The sequence below is a fragment of the Agromyces sp. GXS1127 genome (assembly GCF_050565425.1).
In the GTDB taxonomy this organism is placed as follows: domain Bacteria; phylum Actinomycetota; class Actinomycetes; order Actinomycetales; family Microbacteriaceae; genus Agromyces.
Map to the genome: position 1 here is coordinate 371,104 of NZ_JBOCIG010000002.1, position 22,946 is coordinate 394,049.

At 74.8% G+C, this 22,946-nt stretch carries 17 protein-coding genes; 7 read left to right on the top strand and 10 right to left on the bottom strand.

Features of this window, described 5'->3' with window-relative positions; all coding sequences use genetic code 11:
• Positions 1 to 136: 136 nt before the first annotated feature.
• On the bottom strand, positions 137 to 1,279 hold the full coding sequence (locus ACQ393_RS04675; RefSeq protein ID WP_430645648.1) for a YlbL family protein: 1,143 nt from the start codon (positions 1,277 to 1,279) through the stop codon (positions 137 to 139).
• A 200-nt stretch (positions 1,280 to 1,479) separates the two neighbouring features.
• On the opposite strand from ACQ393_RS04675, the gene ACQ393_RS04680 reads away from it, so the two are divergent.
• The gene (locus tag ACQ393_RS04680; RefSeq protein ID WP_430645813.1) at positions 1,480 to 2,883 is read left to right on the top strand and encodes a zinc-dependent metalloprotease; all 1,404 of its coding nucleotides are present in this window, start codon (positions 1,480 to 1,482) and stop codon (positions 2,881 to 2,883) included.
• A gap of 825 nt (positions 2,884 to 3,708) precedes the next feature.
• Here the strand turns inward: ACQ393_RS04680 and ACQ393_RS04685 are convergent.
• Positions 3,709 to 5,613 carry an ATP-dependent helicase gene (locus tag ACQ393_RS04685; protein WP_430645649.1) on the bottom strand — a complete coding sequence of 635 codons (1,905 nt, stop codon included), beginning with the start codon at positions 5,611 to 5,613 and terminating at the stop codon, positions 3,709 to 3,711.
• On the bottom strand, positions 5,565 to 6,578 hold the full coding sequence (gene nudC / locus ACQ393_RS04690) for an NAD(+) diphosphatase (RefSeq protein WP_430645650.1): 1,014 nt from the start codon (positions 6,576 to 6,578) through the stop codon (positions 5,565 to 5,567). Before nudC ends, ACQ393_RS04685 begins: the two co-directional genes overlap by 49 nt.
• 83 nt (positions 6,579 to 6,661) lie before the next feature.
• Between nudC and ACQ393_RS04695 the strand changes: the two genes are divergently transcribed.
• Positions 6,662 to 7,894, top strand: a complete 1,233-nt coding sequence (locus ACQ393_RS04695) for a phosphotransferase (protein ID WP_430645651.1) — start codon at positions 6,662 to 6,664, stop codon at positions 7,892 to 7,894.
• A 43-nt stretch (positions 7,895 to 7,937) separates the two neighbouring features.
• Here the strand turns inward: ACQ393_RS04695 and ACQ393_RS04700 are convergent, their stop codons facing one another.
• Positions 7,938 to 11,291: a UvrD-helicase domain-containing protein gene (locus ACQ393_RS04700; RefSeq protein WP_430645652.1), complete on the bottom strand. Its 3,354-nt coding sequence runs from the start codon at positions 11,289 to 11,291 to the stop codon at positions 7,938 to 7,940.
• Positions 11,288 to 14,404: a PD-(D/E)XK nuclease family protein gene (locus ACQ393_RS04705; protein WP_430645653.1), complete on the bottom strand. Its 3,117-nt coding sequence runs from the start codon at positions 14,402 to 14,404 to the stop codon at positions 11,288 to 11,290. The genes ACQ393_RS04700 and ACQ393_RS04705 overlap by 4 nt, the downstream gene beginning before the upstream one ends.
• 93 nt (positions 14,405 to 14,497) lie before the next feature.
• Between ACQ393_RS04705 and ACQ393_RS04710 the strand changes: the two genes are divergently transcribed.
• On the top strand, positions 14,498 to 14,722 hold the full coding sequence (locus tag ACQ393_RS04710; protein ID WP_430645654.1) for a DUF3107 domain-containing protein: 225 nt from the start codon (positions 14,498 to 14,500) through the stop codon (positions 14,720 to 14,722).
• On the top strand, positions 14,722 to 15,027 hold the full coding sequence (locus tag ACQ393_RS04715) for a hypothetical protein (RefSeq protein WP_430645655.1): 306 nt from the start codon (positions 14,722 to 14,724) through the stop codon (positions 15,025 to 15,027). Before ACQ393_RS04710 ends, ACQ393_RS04715 begins: the two co-directional genes overlap by 1 nt.
• Positions 15,028 to 15,056: 29 nt before the next feature.
• Here ACQ393_RS04715 and ACQ393_RS04720 read toward each other — a convergent pair whose 3' ends face one another.
• On the bottom strand, positions 15,057 to 15,770 hold the full coding sequence (locus tag ACQ393_RS04720; protein ID WP_430645656.1) for a ferritin-like fold-containing protein: 714 nt from the start codon (positions 15,768 to 15,770) through the stop codon (positions 15,057 to 15,059).
• Positions 15,771 to 15,901: 131 nt separating this feature from the next.
• Here ACQ393_RS04720 and ACQ393_RS04725 point away from each other — a divergent pair, with 131 nt between their 5' ends.
• On the top strand, positions 15,902 to 17,410 hold the full coding sequence (locus ACQ393_RS04725) for a DEAD/DEAH box helicase (protein ID WP_430645657.1): 1,509 nt from the start codon (positions 15,902 to 15,904) through the stop codon (positions 17,408 to 17,410).
• A 23-nt stretch (positions 17,411 to 17,433) separates the two neighbouring features.
• Here the strand turns inward: ACQ393_RS04725 and ACQ393_RS04730 are convergent, their stop codons facing one another.
• Positions 17,434 to 18,300, bottom strand: coding sequence for a PHP domain-containing protein (locus ACQ393_RS04730; RefSeq protein ID WP_430645658.1), 867 nt, complete (start codon positions 18,298 to 18,300; stop codon positions 17,434 to 17,436).
• A 105-nt stretch (positions 18,301 to 18,405) separates the two neighbouring features.
• On the opposite strand from ACQ393_RS04730, the gene ACQ393_RS04735 reads away from it, so the two are divergent.
• Together ACQ393_RS04735 and ACQ393_RS04740 are read left to right on the top strand one after the other, a co-directional pair.
• The gene (locus ACQ393_RS04735; protein ID WP_430645659.1) at positions 18,406 to 19,428 is read left to right on the top strand and encodes an endonuclease/exonuclease/phosphatase family protein; all 1,023 of its coding nucleotides are present in this window, start codon (positions 18,406 to 18,408) and stop codon (positions 19,426 to 19,428) included.
• A gap of 38 nt (positions 19,429 to 19,466) precedes the next feature.
• Positions 19,467 to 21,053, top strand: a complete 1,587-nt coding sequence (locus tag ACQ393_RS04740; protein WP_430645660.1) for an aminopeptidase P family protein — start codon at positions 19,467 to 19,469, stop codon at positions 21,051 to 21,053.
• A gap of 19 nt (positions 21,054 to 21,072) precedes the next feature.
• Here the strand turns inward: ACQ393_RS04740 and ACQ393_RS04745 are convergent, their stop codons facing one another.
• From ACQ393_RS04745 to ACQ393_RS04755, 3 genes are all read right to left on the bottom strand, one after another.
• Positions 21,073 to 21,492 (bottom strand): hypothetical protein, encoded by a 420-nt coding sequence (locus ACQ393_RS04745; protein ID WP_430645661.1) that lies wholly within the window; start codon positions 21,490 to 21,492, stop codon positions 21,073 to 21,075.
• Positions 21,493 to 21,659: 167 nt separating this feature from the next.
• Complete coding sequence (locus tag ACQ393_RS04750) at positions 21,660 to 22,046, bottom strand: TIGR02611 family protein (protein ID WP_430645662.1); 387 nt, start codon at positions 22,044 to 22,046, stop codon at positions 21,660 to 21,662.
• A gap of 137 nt (positions 22,047 to 22,183) precedes the next feature.
• Positions 22,184 to 22,897 (bottom strand): general stress protein, encoded by a 714-nt coding sequence (locus tag ACQ393_RS04755; protein WP_430645663.1) that lies wholly within the window; start codon positions 22,895 to 22,897, stop codon positions 22,184 to 22,186.
• Positions 22,898 to 22,946 lie beyond the last annotated feature (49 nt).

Below are 22,946 nucleotides of genomic sequence, written 5' to 3' on the forward strand. Positions count from 1 at the left end.
GACGGGATCGGATTCCCATCCTACGGTCGGCTGGCTCGGAAACGGCTGGCGAGGCGGATGCACGGCTCCGCTCCGGGCGAACGCCGGACGCGGCATCCGTCACCGACGACCCGGGCGGATGCGTCGGAGACGTCGGTCAGCGAACGACGACGTCGCAGCTCCGGAATCCGGAGGTGTCGCCGCCCTCGCCGATCGTCTCGACGATGGTGCGCGCCTCGTCGAGCGTGCCGACCGCGAACACCTCCAGCCCGTCGGGTACGTTGCCGACGACCTCGTCGCAGTTCGCCTCGGGGGCGAGGAACCACGGGGCGTCGGCGTCGAGGGCACCCCACAGCTTCTGGCGGATGCCGCCGATCGGGCCGACCGTGCCGTCCGAATCGATGGTCCCGGTCCCGGCGACGTTCTCGCCGCCCGTCATCGCCCCGGGCGTCAGCGTGTCGACGATGCCGAGGGCGAACATGAGCCCCGCGCTGGGGCCCCCGACGTCGTTGAGCTGGATCTCGACGTCGATCGGGAACTCGTACCGCATGCGGACGCCGACCCCGAGCACGGCGTTGTCGCCGTCGGCCGCCGGCGTCGCCTCGACGGTCAGCTCCTCGCCGTCGCGGACGACGCCGATCTCGGCGGGCGTCTCCGTTCCGTGCTCGCGCAGCGTGCTGCGCAGCTCGTCGACCGAGTTCACCTCGGCGCCGTCGACCGAGCGGATGACGTCGCCGACCTCGACCACGCCGTCGGCCGGAGTCCCCTCGTTCACGTTCTGCACGACCACGTCGCGCGGGAAGTCGTAGCCGAGCTCGACGAGGGCCGCAGCGATGGCATCCTGCTGCGAGTCGACCATCTGCGCCTCGTTCACCGCGTCGCGGTCCTCGCTGCTGAGGCCGGGCGGGTAGATCACCTCGATCGGCAGCACCGCGCGACGCGGGTCGAGCCAGGCCGCGGCGACGTCGAGCCAGCCGGGCGTGCGCCCGGGTCGGCCGATCGCGGAGACCGTGAGCAGGTCGAGCGATCCGTCGGCCGGGAAGGTCTCCGCGTCGGCGACCTCGATGAGGGGGACCTCCTCGCCGTCGACCTCGGTCGTGCCGAGCGTGTCGTAGACCGGCCCGGCCTGCTGGATGACGTACGGGGTGGGAAGGAGTGCGATGCCGAGGCCGATGACGGCGGCGATCCCGATGGCCGTCCACCCGATCCGCTCGCGACGCGAACGCCGGGGTGCGACACCCTCGTCGGGCACTGCCGAGGGCACCGGCCGGTCGTCGCCAGGGCCGCCGAAGAGCGTCATCCGCCGTGGTCCTTCCCGAGCGCCCGCGGGGAACCCGGCGCTGTTCGCGACGGGCGGACACCCGAGGGGTCAGCCTAGGCCATTTCCCGGCGAGGACGCAGATGCGCGGCGGTAGCGTGGAGCGCGAAGCGAGGGAGGTGGCCCGAGTGGCCGAACACGACCGCGAGCCCGACCGCGACCCCGAGGACGAGTTCCGCGACATGCTGCGCGAACTGCTGTCCGGATCGGGCGGCATCGACCCGTCGAAGCTCGCCGGGGCGGCCGGCCTGCCGAGCGATCCCGCGAGCCTCGCGGCCCTGTTCAGCCAGCTGCAGCAGGCGATGCAGCGATCCGAGGAGGAGGGCATCGACTGGTCGCTCGCACTCCGCCAGGCCGAGCAGCGCGCCTCCAGCGGGCAGCGCCAGGTCCAGGCATCCGAGACCGAACGCCTCGACCGCGCGTTCGACCTCGCCGCACTCTGGCTCGACGAGGCCGTCGACATCTCGGCCCTGCCCGGCACGCCCGAGCTGCTCACCCGCCGCTCCTGGGCCGCGGCGACCATGCCGATCTGGACCCAGCTCGCCGAGCCCGTCGCGCTGAGCATCGCCGACTCGCTGACGCGCGTGATGAGCGAGCAGGCGCCCGAGGAGCTCCGCTCGATGGTGCAGGGCGCGAGCCGGATGATGCGCGGCATCGGCGGCGCGATGTTCGCGATGCAGCTCGGCCAGGTCGTCGGCCAGCTCGCGACCGAGGTCGTCTCCGGCGGCGACGTCGGGCTCCCGCTCCTCGAGGACGGCCGCGCGGCGCTCCTCCCCGAGAACGTCGTCGAATTCGGCGAGGGCCTCGACATCCCGACCGACCAGGTCGAGCTCTACCTCGCCGTGCGCGAGCTCGCGCACGCGCGTCTCTTCCGCCACGCGCGCTGGCTCCGGCTGCAGCTCATCACGGCGATCACCGCGTTCGCGCGCGGCATCGACGTCGACGTCGAGCGTCTCGAGCAGCTCGCCGAGGGCTTCGACCCGTCGAACACCGACGAGCTGCGCGACGCGGTCGCGAACGGGGCACTGCTGCGCCCGAAGAGCCCGGAGCAGGAGGCCGCGCTCGGCCGCCTCGAGACCATGCTCGCGCTCGTCGAGGGCTGGGTCGACGTCGTGACCGCGGATGCCACGTCCCGACTGCCGAAGTCCGACGCCGTCGCCGAGACCATCCGGCGCCGGCGTGCGACCGGCGGGCCGGCGGAGTCCGCGCTCGCGACGCTGGTCGGCCTGGAGCTGCGCCCGCGCCGGATGCGCGAGGCCGCGGCCATGTGGCGCGCCGTCACCGACGCGGTCGGGGTCGCCGGTCGCGACGCCCTGTGGGCGCATCCCGACCTGCTGCCGACGGCGGCCGACCTCGACGATCCGGCACCCCTCGCGGCCCGGCTGGCCGCCGGCGGCGAGGCCGGCGGCGAGACCGATGCCGAGTTCGACGAGGCGCTCGAGGCGCTGCTGCGCGGCGACTTCCCGGCTTCGGGCGAAGCGGATGGCGCCGACGGCGCGACCGCCGACGGGGCCGGTCGCGGTGGCGACGGGGACTCGGCCGGCCCGGGCGACGACGACGCCCCGGAGGGTCCGCGCCTGGCCTGACGGTCGCTGCACGTCGACGACTCCTCGCCGGGGCGTCGGGCCGCTCCCGGCCGCTGATCGCCCGGACCTGTGGACGCGCGCCGACGCGGCCTCGACCCCTGCGCCATGCTTCCGGCATGACGCCCCGACTGGACCCCTCGCTCCCCCTCGTGTGGCGCTCGCCGAGCACCCTCCAGCTCGGCGGCATCCGGCCCGTCGCCCTGATCGACGAGCCGGGCGCGCTCGAGACCGGGCTGCTGCAGGCGCTCGCCGCGGGCGCCTCGCGGTCGACGCTGCACGTCATCGGCTCGGCGTTCGACGGCGACCCCGCACGGATCGATGCCCTGATCGACCGGCTGGAACCCGCCTTCACGGACGACGACGGCCCCGCGGCATCCGGAGTCGTCGCGCTGGCCGGGCCCACCACGCTCGTCGACGACCTCGGCACCGCGCTGCTCAGGCTGGGGCACCGGCCGGTGGCGGCGGCCGACGCCGACCCCGAGGCCACGGATGCCACGGTGCTGGTCGCGCCACGCGTCATCCCGCCGTCGTCGCACCTGCCCTGGCTCGCGGCGGACGTGCCGCATCTCGCGGTCGTGCTCGACGAACGCGGCGCCGAGGTCGGGCCGTTCGTGCGGCCGGGCAGCGGACCGTGCCTGCGGTGCCTGCACCTGGCCCGGCGCGATGCGGATGCCGCGTGGCCGGCGATCGCCGCGCAGCTCGCGGTCGCGCCCGCACCCCGGCACGCCGGGCGGGCCAGGCACGAGGCGCTCGCGCTCGCGGCATCCGTCGTCGACGACCTGCTGCGCACGGGCCGGAGCTCGCTCGACGCCGCGACGGTCGTCGTCAGCGACGCGCCCGGGCAGGCGCTCCCGAGGCCGGCGCCGGTCGGGATGCACCCGGACTGCGGATGTCGAGCTCCCGCAGGAAGCGCGACGGCTCCCGCTCGGCTCGGCGTCCGGACGACCAGCGTGCGAAGCTCAGCGACAGGCGTCGCCGTGCCCGCGTGATGCCGACGTAGAGGAGCCGCCGCTCCTCGTCGATCGCGTCGAACCCGGTCGCGTACGCGATCGGCAGCATGCCCTCGACGAGCCCGGGCAGGTGCACCTCGTCCCACTCGAGGCCCTTCGCGGAGTGCAGGGTAGCGATCGTGACCGCGGCGACCGCGGGCTCGTGGTGGGTCTCGGCCCTGGTGCGGAGGTCGTCGGCGAAGGCCCGGAACGTCGTGCCGGGCGGCTGGTCGTCGACGAGCCGCGCGATCGCGTTGAGCGACTCCCACCGGTCGCGCACCGCGCCGGGACCGGCGGGCGGCTCGACGGTCCAGCCGAGCGAGCGCAGGACGTCGCTCACCGACTTGAAGAGCGGCTCGTCGGCGATCGCGAGGGCGGCGGCGCGGATGGCGTGCACCGCCTCGCGCACCTCCGGGCGGTCGAAGAAGCGCTGCGCCCCGCGCACCCGCACGGGCACGCCGACGTCGCCGAGCGCCTGCTCGAAGAGGGCGGACTGGGAGTTCACGCGGAGGAGCACGGCGACGGACTCCGGCGGGACGCCGGCATCGATACGCCGGCGGATCCGCGTCGCGACGCCCCGCGCCTCGGCGAGCTCGTCGGGGAACTCGGTCACCTCGGGCGCCGGGCCGTGGGCGACGCGCCCTGCCGTCGCGGTGCCGCCCGGGCGGCCGCCGTCGGGCGGCGCCGCGAGGTCGCCGCCGTCCGGCGCGGGCGCGAGGTCGCCGCCGTCCGGCGCGGCCGCGGGGTCACCGCCGTCCGGCACCGCCGCCTCGAGACGCAACGCACCCGGCCGCCCGCGCATGAGCCGGTTCGCGACCTCCACGATCTCGGGCGTCGACCGGTAGTTGCGCTCGAGCCGCACGATCGTGGCATCCGGGTACCTGCGCTCGAAGCCGAGCAGGAAGTCGGCGCTCGCGCCCGCGAACGAGTAGATGGTCTGGCTCGCATCGCCCACCACGCAGACGTCGCGCCGGCCGCCGAGCCACAGCTCGAGCAGGTGCTCCTGCGCGGGCGAGACGTCCTGGTACTCGTCGATGACGAAGTGGCGGTACGCCTCGCGCACCTGCATCGCGACGGCGGGCTCGGACTCGATCATGCCCGCGGTCGCGAGCAGCACGTCCTCGAAGTCCATCGCGCGGCGCTCGTCCTTGAGCTCCTCGTAGGCCTCGACGAGCGCGAGCATCTGCTCGGGGGTGAGCGTTCCCGGGGCCCCGCGCGACGCGAGCCGGACCCGGTAGTCGTCCGGGCCGAGGAGCCCGACCTTGCGCCACTCGATCTCGGCGGCGACGTCGCGGAGGGTCGCGGTGTCGACCTTCACGCGGCAGCGTTCGGCGGCGAGCCCGAGCAGGCGCCCCTTGAACTCGAGCACCCGCGGCGCGGGGCCGCCGACGACGATCGGCCAGAAGTGGTTCAGCTGGGCGAGCGCCGCGGCGTGGAAGGTGCGGGCGGCGACCGACCCGGCCCCGAGCGCGCGGAGCCGCGTGCGGAGCTCGGCGGCCGCGCGGGAGGTGAAGGTGAGCGCCATGACGCGCGCGGGATCGTACGACCCGGAGGCGACGCCGTACGCGATCCGATGCGTGATCGCGCGCGTCTTGCCCGTGCCGGCGCCGGCGAGCACGCACACCGGGCCGATCAGCGCCTCGGCGGCGACGCGCTGCTCGTCGTCGAGCGCCGCGAGGAGCGGGTCGCCCGTCACGAGGTCGACCACGGCATCGACGAGGCGAGGGGGCCGCCGTACCACTCCTCCAGCATCCAGCGCGCGATCGACGTCTCACCGGGCAGGGCGACGCGGCCGAGCGCATCACGGAGCTCGTCGCGGTCGAACCAGCGGAGCTCGAGGATCTCCTCGCCGTCGGGCACCGGCACCGTCGAGGCGCCGTGCACGACCCGCGCCCGGAACGCGCACATCAGGCTCGCCGGGAACGGCCACGGCTGTGACCCGAGGTACTCGACGCGATCGACCGCGAGCCCCGTCTCCTCGACGAGCTCGCGCACGACCGCGGCCTCGAGCGACTCGCCCGGCTCGACGAATCCGGCGAGCACCGAGAACCGGTCCTGCTCCCACATCGCATTCGACCCGAGCAGCACCCGGTCCTCGTCGTCGGTCACGAGGACGATCACGGCCGGGTCGGTGCGCGGGAACCGCAGCCGGTCCTCCTCGAGGCAGCGCCGGGCCCAGCCCGAGCTGACGACCTCGGTCGGGCTCCCGCAGCCCGGGCAGAACCGGTGCGTGACGTGCCAGTTCGCCAGGGCCACGGCCTCGAGCGCGAGCCCCGCGTCGCGGTCGTCGAGCCCGGTCGCGACACGCCGGAGCCCGCCCCACCGCACCTCCTCGGCGATGGACCGGGCCGCGCCGGCGTCGTAGATCCAGGCCTCGACCGGGCTTCCGGCCGGAACGGCCGCGCCCGCGGCATCCGCGCTCGCATCGAGCGTGCGCCCGAGGTAGCAGCGCACCTCGGGCTCGGGCAGGGCCGACGGATGTCGCAGCTCGAGCCGCGGCCCGGTCTCGCCTGCGGCGGGCTCGACGAGCAGCACCCGGCCCGCGTGGACGGCGAGGACCCGCGCGTTCGGGTCGGCGTCGAACGCCTCGGCACGGCCCTGCTGCGTGCGGGTCACGGCGTCGCGATCGAGGTGCTCGCGTGCGAGCGGCGGCGGAGTCGCGGCCTGCGGGGCGCCGGCCGGATTCGGCACGTCGGGCTGGAGCACGGTGCACCTCTCGTCGGAGCCGGAGTCGTCGGGAAGGCGTGGCGGTCCCGGGCATGCCGGATGACCTGCTTAGGCTGTGTGCCATGGCCAGACCCCCACTCACTCTAGCCGCGTTGGCCACGGCCGCGGTGGCCGGACTCGAGGTGCGGGCGGCCCGGGCGCACTCCCGCGGAGCGGGTGGCGCGTTCGATGCCGTCGAGCTCCACTCCACCGACGGACGGCACCTGCTGATCCGTGCACCGCGGTCGCAGACGGCCGAGTCCGAGCAGTCCGCCGACCTCGTCGCGCTGCGCGCACTCACGCCCGGCATCCGGTCACGGCTGCCGTTCGCGGTGCCGCAGTTCGTCGGCCAGGCGCCCATCGGACCGACGCGGGCGGTCGTGACGGAGTTCATCCCCGGCGCCGGGCGCACCGCCGAGGAGCTCACGGGAACACCCGAGCTCGCGGCCGACGTCGGGCGGGCGATCGCCGCCGTGCACGCGCTCCCGTCGGGCTTCATCGGCGACGCGGGGCTCCCGCGCCGCAGCGCGGCCGAGGCCCGCGAGGCCGCCGTCGCGATCATCGACCGTGCCGCCGACACCGGCAGGCTGCCGGCCGCCCTCGTGCGTCGATGGGAGGAGGCGACCGATGACGACACGCTGTGGCGCTTCGCGCCGACCGTCGTCAACGGCCAGCTCGGCGCCGACTCGTTCCTCGTCGAGGGCGACCGGGTGACGGGCGTCATCGGCTGGTCGGGCCTCGCCCACGACGACCCCGCGCACGACCTGCACTGGGTCCTCACCTCGACGGGCATGTCGGCCGAGCGCACCCTCGCGGCGTACCTCGACGCACGCGCCGGCGGAGCCGACGCGGAGCTCGCGCGGCGCGCGCTGCTGTACGGCGAACTCGAACTCGCCCGCTGGCTCCTGCACGGCATCGACACGCACGACGACGAGGTGATCGAGGACGCCGTCGGACTCCTCGACGGCCTCGTGGCGAGCGTGCACGACCACTCCTCGGACTCGCTCACCACCGATACCGGCCCGGTGCTCGCCGTCGCGGACGTCGAGCGCATGCTCGACCAGACGCCGCGCGACCAGCTGCCGCGCGAGTCCGGCGCGACGATGCTCACCGACAGCTACGACGTCTCCGAGCTCCGCCGGCAGCTCGACGCCGGCGGCAGCGGCTCGGAGGACGACGAGCGCGACCTCGGCCTGACGGCGCCGATCCCGCTCGACCTCAGCGACTGGGGCGACGCGACGCCGCAGTCCGATGAGGCCTCGGCGGCTGCCGCGAAGCCGACCCGCGGGACGGGGACGCACGGGCCCTCCGCCTGACGGCTGGTCCGGGCGGCCTTCGCCCTATGCTCGCCCTCCGCGCTCAACCGCGTGAGATCGCCGTGCGCACCTCGTCGGGGACCGTCGAGATCTCGTCTCCGGCGACGCGCGAACCGCTGGACGCTCCGGAGCGGGCGGTGACCCCCGCCCAGGCCCGGCGCAGCGCGGCTTCGTCGTAGAGCTCCTCGGGTCGGAGCACGAGGTCGTCCTCGACGTAGTAGAACACGGCGTCGATCTGCTCGGGCGGCAGGCCGGACCACCGGGCGTAGGCCAGCCGGTAGAGCGCGAGCTGCGTCTGCCTGAGCTCGAGCTCTCGGGCGTCGCGGGGGGCTCCGCCGGTCTTCCAGTCCACGACCTGCGCCCGGATGCCGCGGCGCCCGAGCTCGGAGCCTGGGTCGACGTCGTAGACGGCGTCGAGCTTGCACACGAACACCTGCTCGTCGAGCGGCAGGTGCAGCTCGAGCTCGACGGCAACGGGCTGCAGGTCGCCCCACTCCGAAGCGGCGAACGTCGCGCGCAGGCGGTCGAGGCGCGCCTCCACCGGGTCGTCGACGGCGGTGTCGGAACCCGCCTCGTCGTCGAGCTCGAAGTCGAGCGCGTCGAGGTCGACGGCCCCGCCGATCGCGCCACGTCCCGCCGCCGGGCCGGCGGGCCGCGCGGCGGATCCGCCCGACCGCTCCTCGACCCAGGCGTGGAAGAGCGTGCCGATCCGCGTCGCGCGGTAGGGGCGCTGCGGCATCGGCCGGGCGAGTTCGGCCGCCACGGCGTCGGGGTCGTCGACGTAGTCCTTGAACCGCGACGCGGGCACGCGCACGGGCACCCCCGCCCCGCGGCGCGACTCGCCGCGTCGCCGCCGCTCCTCGAGCAGCATCCGCAGCTCGTCGGCGAGCGCCGGCCCGATGCCCGAACCGGACGGCATCGCCGCCGCCTCGCGGACGGCGTCCGCGGCGCGCACGACGGCCGGGCGGCGCGCGCCGAGCGGATCGAGCGGCCAGGTCACGCGGGCGGTGTCGGAGGAGCGGGGGTTCTCGGGTTCGGTGGGCGCCGAGGGCAGCACCGTCGTATCGACGACGCCGGCGACCACGAGTTCGCGGAGGAACGGGCTCGGCGACCGCGGCGCGCGCTGCGTCGCCCACCACGACCCGGAGAGCAGCAGTTCCGAACGTGCGCGGGTCAGGCCGACGTACGCGAGCCGGCGCTCCTCCTCGGCGTGGCGCTCCCGGTTCTCCTCCGCGTAGGCCCGCACCGCCTCGTCGAACTCGGCCTGGCTCTGGACGCCCCGCCACATGAGCTGCGGGATCTCGTCGGCGTCGCCGCGGAACTCGTCGGGAAGTGCGCCGAAGGCGAGCCATCCGCGGTTGCTCCGGGGCTTCGACGGCAGCTCGTCGTCGACCATCCGCGGGATCGCGACCACGTCCCACTCGAGCCCCTTCGACCCGTGGATCGAGAGCACCTGCACGGCGCCGGGCTCTGGCTCGTCCTGGCGGGGGCTCAGCCGGTCGCGCTGTTCGGCCTCGGTCAGCCAGCCGAGGAACGCCCCGAGCGTCGGCTGCTCTGCCGAGTCGACGAAGGCGACGACCAGGTCGTCGAACGATTCGAGGCTCGCCGCGCCGAGCGGCTGAGCCGGGTTCGCCGCCACCTCGATGTCGAGCAGGAGCTCCTGCTGGACGAGCGTCACGAAGTCGACCAGCCCGAGGCCGGCCCGCCGTCGCAACGACTGCAGCTGCGCGCCGGCCCGCCGCATGCGGGCGAGGCCCTCGCCGCTCAGCCCGGCGAGCGCACGGTGGTCGTCCGGGGCGGTCAGCACGAAGTCGAGGGCGTCGACGATCGACGGGGACTCGTCGGGTGCGATCGACCCGCGGATGCCGCGGCGCACCTCGTCGGCGAGGCGCCGGGTCGAGAGGTCGCGGTCGGCGAGCCACCCGCCGAGCGCTCCGAGCGCGGCGAGGTCGGCGGGCCCGATGCGCCATCGCGCGCCGCCGAGCACTCGCAGGAGCTCCGACCCGGCGGTCGGGTCGTGCACGACCCGCAGGGCGGAGACGAGATCGGCGATCACCGGCTGGTCGAGGAGGCCTGCGACGCCGAGCACGTGCACGGGCACGCCGCGGTCGCGGAGCGCGGTCGCGAAGAGGTCGACGTGCGCGAAGGTGCGGCAGAGCAGCGCGCCCGTCCGGCCGCCGGGTCGCATCCGCTCGGCGAGCCAGTCCGCGACCGACGCCGCCTCCTCGTCGATCGTCTCGGACCACGACACGTCGAGCCGGCCCGCGCCGGCGAAGGGCGACGGGCGCAGCGGCGCCTTCGGGATGCCGCCGTCGAGCGGTCCGATGAGCGCGTTGGCGGCCTCCAGCACCACGACCGGGTTCCGCCAGCTCGTGGAGAGGTCGTACGCGACCGCCTCGCCCGACGAGGAGAAGTCGCGGCCGAAGCGCGCCAGGTTGGCGGCGCTGGCCCCGCGCCATCCGTAGATCGACTGGTCGGGATCGCCGACCGCCATGACCGCGTGGTCGCGGAACAGGGTCGCGAGCAGGCGCGTCTGCACGACGCTCGTGTCCTGGTACTCGTCGAGGAGGACGGTGGCGTAGCGCTCCCGGTGCTCGGCGACGACCTCGGGGTGCGCCGTGCAGATCTGCAGCGCGAGCGCGACCTGGTCGGAGAACTCGACGACGCCGCGACGCTGCTTCTCGGCGGCGTACGCGTCGGCGAGCTCGAGCAGGGGCGGCAACGCCTCGACGATGCCGAGCGCGGACACGAAGCTCTCGAACGGCGTGCGCTTGCGCGGCGCCTCGATCGGGAGGTCGTGCATCGCCAGGAACTCGCGCGCGAAGGTGCACACGTCGCGACTGTCGGTGACGTTCTCCGCGAGCGCCCGGCTGAGCGTGAGGACGGCGCCCGTGACCCGGTCGAGCGAGGCGTCGAGCTCGACGAGCCGGGGGTCCGCCGAGGCCGAGACGATGCCGCGAGCGAGCTGCCACGCGGCCGCCTCGCCGAGGATCGACGCGTCGGGCTCGCGCCCGATGCGCAGGGCGTGCTCGCGGTAGATCGCCCCGGCGAACGCGTTGTACGTGAACACCGCGGCCGACTCGAGCGGATCCAGCCGCACGTCGGCGATGCCCTCGGCGACGAGCTGCGCGACGCGTTCGCGGACGCGCTCGGCGAGCTCGCCCGCGGCCTTGCGCGTGAAGGTCAGTCCGAGCACCTCGGGCACGTCGACGGCGCCGTTGGCGAGCAGCCACACGACGCGGTTCGCCATCGTCTCGGTCTTGCCGCTGCCCGCGCCGGCGACGACGATGCTGCGGCCCCGCGGGTCGGCCTCGATCACGGCGCGCTGCTCGGGCGTGGGCGGGTGCAGGCCGAGCCGCGCGGCGATCTCGTCGGCGCCGATCCGCGCGGAGGTCACGCGCACACCGCCGGCACGAGGTGGACGCGGTACTGCCAGTCGCCGAAGCGCGACCCGTGCCCGAACTCGACGGGCGAGTCGAAACGCGCTCCGGCCATCACGCGGCCCACCTCCTCCAGTCGCGCGCGGAACGCCGCCTCGGCGTCGTCGTCGAACGGCTGCTGTGCGCGCTCGGTGTAGAGCCGACCGCCGACCGGGCGGGCGACGTAGACGAGCTTCGCGCCGCCGAGGCGTCCGCCGTTCGGCAGGGCGCCGGCGCGCGCCGCCAGCTGGTACGCCGCGAGCTGCGGGTGCTCGGCCGTCTTCGCCGCGGTCGGCGGAGTGCGCCCGGTCTTGACGTCGACGATGACGGTCGTGCCGTCGGGCGAGGACTCGACGCGGTCGATGGTGCCCGTGATCCGGACGCGACCGCTGACGAGCGTGAACCGCCCCTCGGCGCCGAGGACCACGACCCCGTCGTCCTCCGCGCTGCGGAGGTAGTCGGCGGCCCCCTCGGTCATCCGGCGTGCGCCCCGCCGCTCGCGCTCGCCCACCCAGCCGGCCTCGAAGCGCAGGTCGCGCCAGCGGCGCTCGACCGAGGCCCACAGCGTCTCGACGTCGACCTCGCCGGGTCGCTGCGCCGCCTCCTCCACGACCGCGTGCACGATCGTGCCGATCGACGCGGCGAGCCCGGAGGGCGGTCGGGCGACGTGGTCGACGAACCAGCCGAGCGGGCTCTCCTCAGCGCGGTCGATCTGCGACGGCGACACGGACACGAGTGCTTCGGGATCGCCGTCGAGGTCGACGAGCGGCGCGGTCGTCGTGGGCTCGGCCAAGCCGTACCACTCATCGGGGTGGGCGCCGGGCACGCCGTGCTCGGCGAGCAGCGCGATCGCCGCCGCGGCCTCGCGGTCGCCCGCCCCGGCGTCGCGTCGGAGCGCGCCGACCATGCCCCGCAGGTGCAGCGGCCGGCGTCGGCGGGACGGCAGGCGGGCCGGCGCGAGGCCCATGAGCACCGACGGCTGCTCGTCGTCGTTCGACGTGCACGTCAGCACGACCTGCCGTGCCGCACGGGAGACGGCGAGCGCGAACAGGCGCAGCTCGTCGGCCCGCACGGCGGCGCGCACCGCGGCAGGCGGCTCGGGTTCGCCGACCGGATCGCCCGAGCGCGCCGCGGCGACCGCGCGCGCGAGCGAGCCCGCGTGCAGCAGCGTGCCGCGCGGGCGGAGGTTCGGCCAGACGCCCTCCTGGAGGCCTGCGACCACGACCACGTCGAACTGCCGCCCGATCAGCGCCGGCGGCGTCGCGAGCACGACGGCGTCGGAGCCTCGCTCCGGAGCGAGCGAGTCCTCGGGCAGCGCGTTCTGGAGCACCTCGTCGACGAACCGACGGGCGGGTGCGCCCGGCTCGCGCTCGACGAACCGCCGCGCCGCGGAGAAGAGCGCGACGACCGCGTCGAGCGAGCGGTTCGCCTCGTCGGCCAGCACCCCGGCGCCGGCCGCCTGCGCCGCCCACTCGGCCTCGAGGCCGCTGTCGTGCCACAGCAGCCAGAGCAGTTCCTCGACGGTCGCGCCGCGCGCCGCGGAGCGCCGCGCCGACTCGAGGAGCCGCGCCAGGCGCGACGCCCGCCGACCGGCCGGCGCGTCGATCGTCGCGAACCCGCCGGCGGCGCCGAGCGCCTCGACGAGCAGCTCGTCGGCGCTGCGCACGCCCCCTGACGCGAGCTCCTCATGGCGGAGCGCGAGCCGGAGGCGGCGCAGCCCGACGCGGTCGAGCCGGCCGAGCGGACCGGTGAGCAGCGTCGTCGCCGTCTCGGGGTCGAGGGGCCGCAGCTCGAGCACGACGACCGCCGCGGCGATGAGCGCCGCGGACCCTGGAGCGTCGCGCAGCGCCGTGCGGACGGCGCCGCCCGAGACCGGGACCTCGGCGGCCGCGAGCGCGCGCGCGAGCGCCGGCAGCTCGGACCCGGACCGCGCGACGACGGCCATCGACGACCACGGGACGCCGTCGAGCAGGTGCCGCTCCCGGAGGAGGCCGGCGACCTGCGCGCCCTCGGTCCCCGGCGACGGGGCCTCGATGCCGAGGACCGGCTGGAGGGGATCGTCATCGACGCCGTCGGCCGCGCCGCCGGCGACCCCGGCGGCGCGGTGGCTGCCGCCGAGCGCGGCACCGATATGCGCCGTCACCCGCCCGAGCAGCTCGCGGTGCGCCGGCCGGCCGCGGTGCACGACGGGAAGCTCGAGCCGTCGCACCTCGGCGCCGCCGAGGACCCGGCCGAGCGAGCCGAGCAGGTCGGCGCGGCCGCCGCGGAACCCGTTGCTCGCGACATCCGGGTCGCCGAGCGCGACGACCTCGACGCCGCGCGCGGCGAACGCGCCGAGCAGGCCCGCGGTCGCCTCCGTGGCCTCCTGCGCGTCGTCGAGCACGATGAGCCGGAGCCCGGCGAGGGCGCCGAGCGCCCGCGCATCCTCCGGGTCGAACGCGCTGCGCCGCACGATCGACGCCGCGAACGCGCCGAGCTCGGCCGAGTCGAACTGCGTCGGCCGCAGCTGCTCCTTCACCTCCGCGTACTCCGCGAGGAACGCCGCCGCGGCACACCACTCGGGCCGCGACGCGGCCTCGCCGAGGCGGGCGAGCTCGCCCGGCCCGATGCCCTGCTCGACGGCACGCATCATGAGGTCGCGGAGCTCGGATCGGAAGCCGCGCAGCTCGCGGACGTCGGCCGCGAGCGTCTCGGGCCATTCCGGGCCGCCGCCGTCGATCGCCTGCGCCTCGAGCAGTTCGCCGATCACCTGGTCGTGCTCGGCGCCCGTGAGGAGCGTCACCGATCGCCCGGTGCGTGCGCGCACGAGATCGTAGGCGACTGCACTCGCCGTCCGCGCGAGCGCGCCCCGCGTGGTGCGGTCGAGCCGCAGCGCGATCGCGTCGCGCATCGCCGCGGCCGTGCGCCGCGTCGCCGACAGAACGAGCACCTCGGACGGGTCGAGCCCGTGCTCCACGCGGTGCGCGACGAGTTCGATCGCGAGCCGCGTCTTGCCGGACCCCGGAGCCCCGAACACCGCGGCGTGACCGCCGGCCGCGAGCGCCGGGACCAGGTCGACGACGGCGGGAGCGGTGGTCGCGGAGCGGGGCATGCCGCCCACGGTATCCGTGTCCGCCGACAGTGAACGCGTCCGGCCCGCACGCCCGCGTGTCGTAGGGTCGAGTCAACGACAGAAAGGCGCACCGTGGACCTTCGCATCGGCATCCAGAACTCCCCCCGCGAGCTCGGTTTCGACACCTCGCTGACGGCGGCGGAGGTCGAGCAGGCCGTCTCGGCGGCGCTCAGCGGGCAGTCGCCCGTGCTGCGCCTGACCGACTCGAAGGGCACGGTCTACGTGGTGCCCGCCGCCGCCCTCGCCTACGTCGAGATCGGCACGGAGGAGTCGCGCAAGATCGGCTTCGTCGGCTGATGGAGCTCCTCTTCATCGCGCTCGGCGGCGCCATCCTCGGCCTCACGGCGCACTTCGTCGCACCCCGCCGCGAGTTCCGCGGCGTCGTCCTGGTGCCCGCCGTCGGCGCGGGCGTCGCCGCGGTCGTCTGGGTCGCGCTGACCTGGCTCGGCATGGCGTGGGACGGCGGATGGATCTGGGTGATCTCGCTCGTGGCCTCGGGCGCCGCGGCGGCCGCCGTCGCCTGGCTGATCGGCCGGCGGCGCGAGGAGGACGACGCGCGCACGTTCGCGCAGCTCGCCAAGTTCGGCCTCGCCCGCGGCTGACCGCCGCTCAGCGGCGCTCCGCGCCCGCCTCAGGCCGTGAGCCCGAGCGCGTCCATCCGGCGCGTGTGCGCCGCGATCAGCTCGGTGAAGACCGGTTCGACGTCGGGCCCGTGCTCCCCCGACCCGGCCTGGCGCACCGCGGAGCGCGCGATGAGGAGCGTGTCGCCGACGAGGCTGCGACCCCAGAGGGCGAGCCGGTCGTCGAGCGTCGGGTCGGCCTCGATCGCCCGCTCGAGCTCGCGTTCGATGACCTCGGCCGACCGCGACTCGCCGAGGATGCCGCGCACGCGAGCACCGACGTCGTGCGGCAGCCCGGCCGCGAGGCGGAGGAAGTAGTCGTCGAGCATCCCCGACGTGATGTGGATGCCGAGCAGCAGCTCGTACCAGTCGGCGCCGGAGGTCGCCTGCCGGAACCGGTCCGCGGCGGGCGCGAACGGCGCCATGACCTCGGCGGGCTCGGCCCCGAGGCGACGCAGCTCGGCGATGAGCTCGTGGTGCTTGCGCAGCGCGACCCCTGCCGCAGCGCTCAGCCCTTCCTTCGAGGCGAGGTCGGGCGCGGCCGCGACGGCCTTCGCGAGGCTCTCGAAGAACTCGAGCTGGATGTACGCGGCCTGGCCGAGGAAGGCGACCGGTTCGGGCGTGAACTCGGTGAAGTCGATGCGCGTGAGGTCGGTCGGCGCGACCCTCGGCCGCATCCTCGGGGTCTCCGGGCGGGCACGGCGCGACATCGACCAATTGACCACGAGCACAGCATATCCGGGGGCTCACAGGGCGCTCGGATAGGCTGGGACGCGCCGCGGGCGATGGAACCGCGGCCGTGCGCCTGTCGATCGGAGCAGGGCGCACCCATTCCGCATCACGGACAGGCAGACATTTGACCACGTTCACCGAACTCGGCATCGCGCCCGACATCGTCGAGGCCCTCGCCGGGAAGGGCATCATCGATGCCTTCCCCATCCAGGAGCAGACCATCCCCCTCGCCCTCACGGGGCAGGACATCATCGGCCAGGCGAAGACCGGCACGGGCAAGACCTTCGGGTTCGGCCTGCCGATCATCCAGCGCCTCGGCGACGACCCCGAGCCCGGCGTCAAGGTGCTCGTCGTCGTCCCCACGCGCGAGCTCTGCGTGCAGGTCTCGGAGGACCTCGAGCTCGCGACCTCGAACCGCCCGACGAAGATCGTCTCGATCTACGGCGGCAAGGCGTACGAGGGCCAGATCGAGCAGCTGAAGGCCGGCGCCCAGATCGTCGTCGGCACCCCCGGCCGCCTCCTCGACCTCGCGAGCCAGCGCCTGCTGTCGCTGAAGAACGTCAGCGAGATGGTGCTCGACGAGGCCGACAAGATGCTCGACCTCGGCTTCCTCGCCGACATCGAGAAGCTCTTCGCGCAGACGCCGGCGACCCGCCACACCATGCTCTTCTCGGCGACCATGCCGGGCCCGATCGTCGCGCTCGCCCGCCGCTTCATGACGCGCCCCATCCACATCCGCGCGAACGACCCCGACGAGGGCCTCACGCAGGCGAACATCAAGCACCTCGTCTACCGGGCGCACTCGCTCGACAAGGACGAGGTGATCGCCCGCATCCTCCAGGCCGAGGGCCGCGGCAAGACCGTGATCTTCACGCGCACCAAGCGCGCCGCCGCGAAGCTCGTCGAGGAGCTGAACGACCGGGGATTCAACGCCGCCGCCGTGCACGGCGACCTCAACCAGGACCAGCGCGAGCGCGCCATGGCCGCCTTCAAGGCCGGCAGGAAGGACGTGCTGATCGCCACGGATGTCGCGGCGCGCGGCATCGACGTCGACGACGTGACGCACGTCATCAACCACACCATCCCCGACGACGACAAGACGTACCTGCACCGCGCCGGCCGCACGGGCCGTGCCGGCAAGACCGGCATCGCGGTCACGTTCGTCGACTGGGACGACCTGCACAAGTGGGCGCTCATCAACCGCGCGCTCGAGTTCGGCCAGCCGGAGCCGACCGAGACGTACTCGTCGAGCCCGCACCTCTACACCGACCTCGACATCCCCGAGGGCACGAAGGGCCGCCTGAAGCCGGCCGCGCCGACCGCGACCCCGTCGCGTTCGAGCACCGCCGGCCGGCGCGAGGGCGACGGGCGGGCGGATGCCTCGGGCGAGCGCGGCTCGCGGAGCCGGCGCCGCACGCGCGGCGGGAAGCCGGTCGGCGAGGGCGCGGCGTCCGACGACGCCGCCGCTGCATCCGACGCACCACAGGAGAAGGAGCCGGGAGCGGGCACGCACGACGGCAGGGGCAAGGAGCACCACGACGGCAACGCCGCACCGCGTCGCCGTCGTCGCCGTCGCGGCGGACGCTCGGGCGGCAGCGCCGCGGGCGCGCCGTCGACCGCGCCCACCGCCTGACGCGACCCGCCCCGGGCGGGTCGTCACGGCAGGACCGGCGCGCTCCCCCGGCCCTCGGCGAGGATCCGCGCCACGACCTCGGGCGCGGTCGTGTACTGGCCGAGGCGATTGACCTTGCCGCGTCCGTGGTAGTCGCTCGACCCGGTGATCGCGAGGCCGTGACGGCGTGCGAGTTCGCGCAGTCGCGGCTTCGCGGCATCCGTGTTCTCGGGGTGGTCGACCTCGAGGCCGAACAGCCCGGCGTCGGCGAACTTCGCGAGGCGCCGGTCGGGCACCACGTCCTCGGCGCCGCGCGTGCCGGGGTGGGCGAGCACGGGCACGCCGCCCGCAGCCCGGATGAGGCGGATGCCGGTGAGCGGGTCTGGCGCGTAGTGGGGCTGCGCGTAGCCCGAACGCCAGTGCAGGATCCCGGCGAACGCGTCGGACCGGGTGGCGGCGTGGCCGCGCGCGACGAGCGCGTCGGCGATGTGCGGGCGGCCGATCGTGGCGCCGGCGCTGGTCTGGGCGAGCACGTCGTCCCACGTCAGGTCGTAGTCGGCGGCGATGCGCCGCACGATCGCCTCGGCTCGCGTCAGCCGCGAGTCGCGGATGCGCGCGGTCTCGGCCAGCAGCGCCTCGTCGGCCGGATCGATGAGGTAGCCGAGCACGTGCACGCTCGTGAACTGCTCGCGCGTCGACAACTCCATGCCGGGGATCAGGGCGACGCCGTGGCGGCGCGCCGCCTCGCTCGCTTCGGCCCACCCGGCCGTCGAGTCGTGGTCGGTGATGGCGAGCGCACCGAGGCCGGCGGCGGATGCCGCGGCGACGAGCTCGGCCGGCGTGTCCGTGCCGTCGGAGACCGTCGTGTGCGCGTGCAGGTCGGCTGCGACGGCGAACGGGGCATCGACCATGACCCCATCGTAGGCGCGCGGCATCAGCCGCTTCCCCGCGGACTCCCAGCAGACGCCCTGTGGATGCTCCGCCCGGGTCGCGCGCACTCGCCTACGCTGTGGTGAATGCTCCCCCGCATCCTCGGCTGGGCCGTCCTGCTCGGCACCGCAGCCGTCGCTGCCGTGCTGCTGTGGCCGCAGGGGTTCGGCCTGCAGAACCAGTGGATCGCGGCGCACGTCGTCGCGCTGCGCGGCGTCGCCGCCGTCGGTGCGGGCACCCTGGCCGCGATCGCCGCGATCGCGATGCTCCTCGGACCGGGGCGGCGCCTGCTCGGCGGGATCGCCGCGATCCTGGTGCTCTTCGCGCTCGGCAACCTCGGCGTGCTCGCGGTGCGGGGGCTCGGCGGCGGCGAGCCGGCCGCGGCATCCGAATCGGTCACCGTGCTCTCGTGGAACACGCTCGGCGAGGTGCCCGACGCGTCGACGATCGCGGGGCTCGCGCTCGAGCAGGAGGCCGACGTGGTCGTGCTGCCGGAGACGACCGAGTCGCTCGGCGAGGAGATCGCGATCGCGATGCGCGAGGGCGGACGGCCGATGTGGGTGCACACGCAGGCCTTCGACGAGATCGCCAAGGCGCGCTCGACCACCATCCTCATCTCGCCCGACCTCGGCGACTACGACGTCGTGAACGATGAGTGGCCGGGACCCCCCGGCAACACGAACACCCTGCCATCGGTGGTCGCCGAGCCGGCGAGCGGCGAGGGGCCGCGCATCGTCGCCGTGCACGCCGTCGCCCCGATCCGCTGGGAGCTGCGCAACTGGCGCAGCGACCTCGACTGGCTGGCCGAGCAGTGCGCCGGCGACGACGTCATCATGGCCGGCGACTTCAACGCCACGGTCGACCACTTCGCGGGGCGCGGGGTCGACGGCGGCGACCTCGGCCGATGCGCGGATGCCGCGACCGCGGGCGGCGCGGGCGGCCTCGGCACCTGGCCGACGAGCCTGCCCGAACTGCTCGGCAGCCCCATCGACCACGTGCTCGCGACGCCCGGCTGGTCGGTCGACGCGTTCCGCGTCCTCGATGCGCTCGACGGTGCGGGCAGCGACCACCGTCCCATCGTCGCGACGCTCTCGAAGTCGGGCGAGTGAGCCCGGGTCGCCCCCGGCGCCGGCGGCGCGGTGCGAGAATGGAGACCATGACGAACACCGGCGACGCGACCGCGACGGCCCACGAGGCCGCGACCGACGAGACCACCGCAGAGGAGACCGGCCGGAACGCGAACCGTTCGACCACGCCGGAATCCGAGGGCTTCAAGGACTTCATCACGAGCGGCTGGGCGGAACGCGACGAGCGCCTCCCCGAGGCCCGCCCGCAGGCAGCGCACGCGGCCGTCCGCCGCGCGAAGGTCTCGGCCGAGTTCCCCGGGCAGCGTCTCGTCATCCCGGCCGGCGACATGAAGCAGCGTGCCAACGACACCGACTACCCGTACCGCGCGCACTCGGCGTTCGCGCACCTGACCGGCTGGGGCTCCGACTCCGAGCCGGGCGCGGTGCTCGTCCTCGAGCCGACCGGCGACGCCGGGCACGAGGCGACCGTCTACTTCCGCGAGCGCGCGGGCCGCGACAGCGAGGAGTTCTACGCCAATCCCGCGATCGGCGAGTTCTGGATCGGCCCCCGGCCGTCGCTCGCGCACGTCGCCGCCGACCTGCAGCTCGGCACGCGCGGCATCGCCGACTTCGACGCCGTCGTGGACTCGACCGACACCGCCACGCTCGTCGTCCGCGAGGCCGACCCCGCGATCACCGAGCGCATCGACCACGCGCGCCTGCGCTTCGCCGCCGAGGAGGCGCTGTCGACGAATGCGTCCGACGCGCCGTTCAGCCTCGAGGTCAACGCCGAGCACGAGCCCGACGGCGACTTCGCCCGCGTGCTGTCCGAGCTGCGGCTCGTGAAGGACGACTTCGAGGTCGCCGAGCTCCGCGCCGCCGTCGATGCGACCGAGCGCGGCTTCGGCGAGGTGCTCGCCGAGCTGCCGCGCATCACGAGCGAGGTGCGCGGCGAGCGCGTCATCGAGGGCGTCTTCGCGACCCGCGCCCGTCTCGACGGCAACGACGTCGGCTACGCCTCGATCGCCGCCGCCGGTCCGCACGCCACGATCCTGCACTGGACCCGGAACGACGGACCGGTCGTGCCGGGCGACCTGGTGCTGCTCGACGCGGGCGTCGAGATGGACAGCTACTACACGGCCGACATCACGCGCACGTTCCCGGTCAACGGCACCTTCTCGCCGGTGCAGCGCCAGGTGTACGAGGCCGTGCTCGAGGCGGCGGATGCCGCGTTCCGCATCGTGCGCCCCGGCATCGTGTTCCGCGAGATCCACGCCGCTGCGATGGCGGTCATCGCGAAGCGCACCGCCGAGTGGGGCTTCCTCCCGGTCTCGGCCGAGGAGTCGCTGCAGCCCGAGAACCAGTTCCACCGCCGGTACATGGTGCACGGCACGAGCCACCACCTCGGCCTCGACGTGCACGACTGCGCGCAGGCGCGCCGCTCGATGTACCTCGACGGCGTCCTCGAGGCGGGCATGGTCTTCACCATCGAGCCGGGCCTGTACTTCCAGGCCGACGACCTCTCCGTGCCCGAGGAGTTCCGCGGCATCGGCGTGCGCATCGAGGACGACATCCTCGTCACCGCGGACGGCGCCGAGAACCTCTCGGCGGGCATCCCCCGCACGGCCGACGAGGTCGAGGCCTGGGTGCGCGGCGCGCAGGCCTGAGCGCACGCCGTCGACCGGCTCACTCGACGGTGAGCCGGTCGACCCCGTCCCAGTCCTCGTAGGTCAGCTCGACCTCGGTGATCCGGCCCGCGGATGCCTCGGGCACGTCGAGCTCGTTCGTGTACGCCGCCATGTCGGCGGTGCAGGCGGCTCCTCCTGCGCGGCCCAGGTGGACGCGCGCGAGCGCGCCGTCCCACTCGACCTGGTCGACCTCGCGGTGGCAGCTGGAGCTCCCCCACGTCGTGATGGCGAGCACGCTGCCGTCGTCGAGGAGGGTCGCGCGCGGCGACTCGTCGAAGCCGTCCGGTGCGTGACCCGGCGGGAAGCCCGCATAGCCGGCGCCGTCACCCGCTCCGGGGCGGAGTGCCGCACAGGCGGCGAGGGCGAGCACGAGCGCGAGCACGGCGGGAACGGCGACGGCGATGCGGCGTGGGGTCACGTCCGCATCATCCCTCCCGGCGAGGCGCATCGCAATCGCGCGGCTCGTCCACGCGCGACGATTGAACCACGTCTCGCCGAGTGATACCGGTGCGCCGGCATCACACGGCGCGGGCCGTATCACGCGGCGCCGGCATCACTCGGCGCCCGCATCACTCGGCGCCCGCATCACTCGGCGGCGAGTCGCGCCTCTCGCGCCGCGCGGCGCGCCTTCCACCAGGCCCAGAAGCGGTCGAGCAGGCGCTTCAGCCACGCCGAGATGCGGCGCGCCCAGCGGAACTCCGTTCCGAGGATCGCGAGGCCGAGGAAGACGACGAGCCATCCGGGGCCCGGCAGCGGCACGAGCACCAGGCCGCCGACCGCGATCACGCCGCCGAGCAGGCCGACGAGGAACCGGTAGGCGAACCGCAGGCGGGGGTGCCGGTCGATCCGGCGACGGATGCCGCGGAGCCACCGACGCACGGGACGGTCGGGGCGCTCGGCGGCCACGATCTCCGCGCGCACCGTCCGCTCGAGCGGCGTCGGGCCGGCGTCGGGAGGCGTGCGGTCGGGCATGGAGGTCACGGTAGGCCCGCACGCTGGGAATCGCCGGTGCGACGGGGCCGGATGCGGCCCCGCATCGCATTCTGACGGCGCCGTCCCGGGATGGAGGTCGCGCGGGAGGTCACCGGCTCAGGACGGGAGGACCCGGACTACTCCTCGCCGCGCTCGCGCTCGGCTCGGCGTCGGGCGTCCTGCGCCTCGCCGTAGGTGAGCGGGCGCGACGGGTCGATCTCGCGCGCCTCGGACTGCGACTCGGTCGGCGCGCCGCCGCCGGGGGCCGACGGCTCGGCCGTGGCATCCGACCCAGCTTCGGGCGCCGGCGGAGCCGGCGGGCGGGCGACCGTCGTCGCGGCGGGCGACGGCGGCGCAGCGGCATCCGTCACGCCCAGCACCTGACGGGCCCGCACGACGTGCGCGGGCTCGGCGATGATCGCGTAGCGCGTCGCGAGCACCTGCATGACCGACGTGAAGTCGCGCCGCCGGCGGTTCACCGAGTAGGAGACGAGGCTGAAGATCATGCCGAAGCCGGCGCCGATGAGGATCGCGGCGCCGAGGATGCCGAGCGAGGTGCCCGACGGCGAGAAGATGAAGAACAGCAGGCCGAGGAACGTGCCGAACCACGCTCCCGAGAGCGCGCCCGCAGCGGCAGTGCGGCCCCAGCTGAGGGTGCCAGTGATGCGCTCGACGCTCGTGAGGTCGTGGCCGACGATCGAGAGCTCCTTGACGGGGAACTCGGCCTTGGCGAGCTGGTCGACCGCGGCCTGCGCCTCCTGGTACGTCTCGTAGCTCGCGACCGTCTCGCCCTTCGGAAGCGTCGGGAAGGTGCGGCCGATGCGACCGCCGAACGGCGACTGGGTGCTCACCCCGCCATTCTTCCATGCGGGTCGTCCGCCCGGTCCGAACCCGGGAACG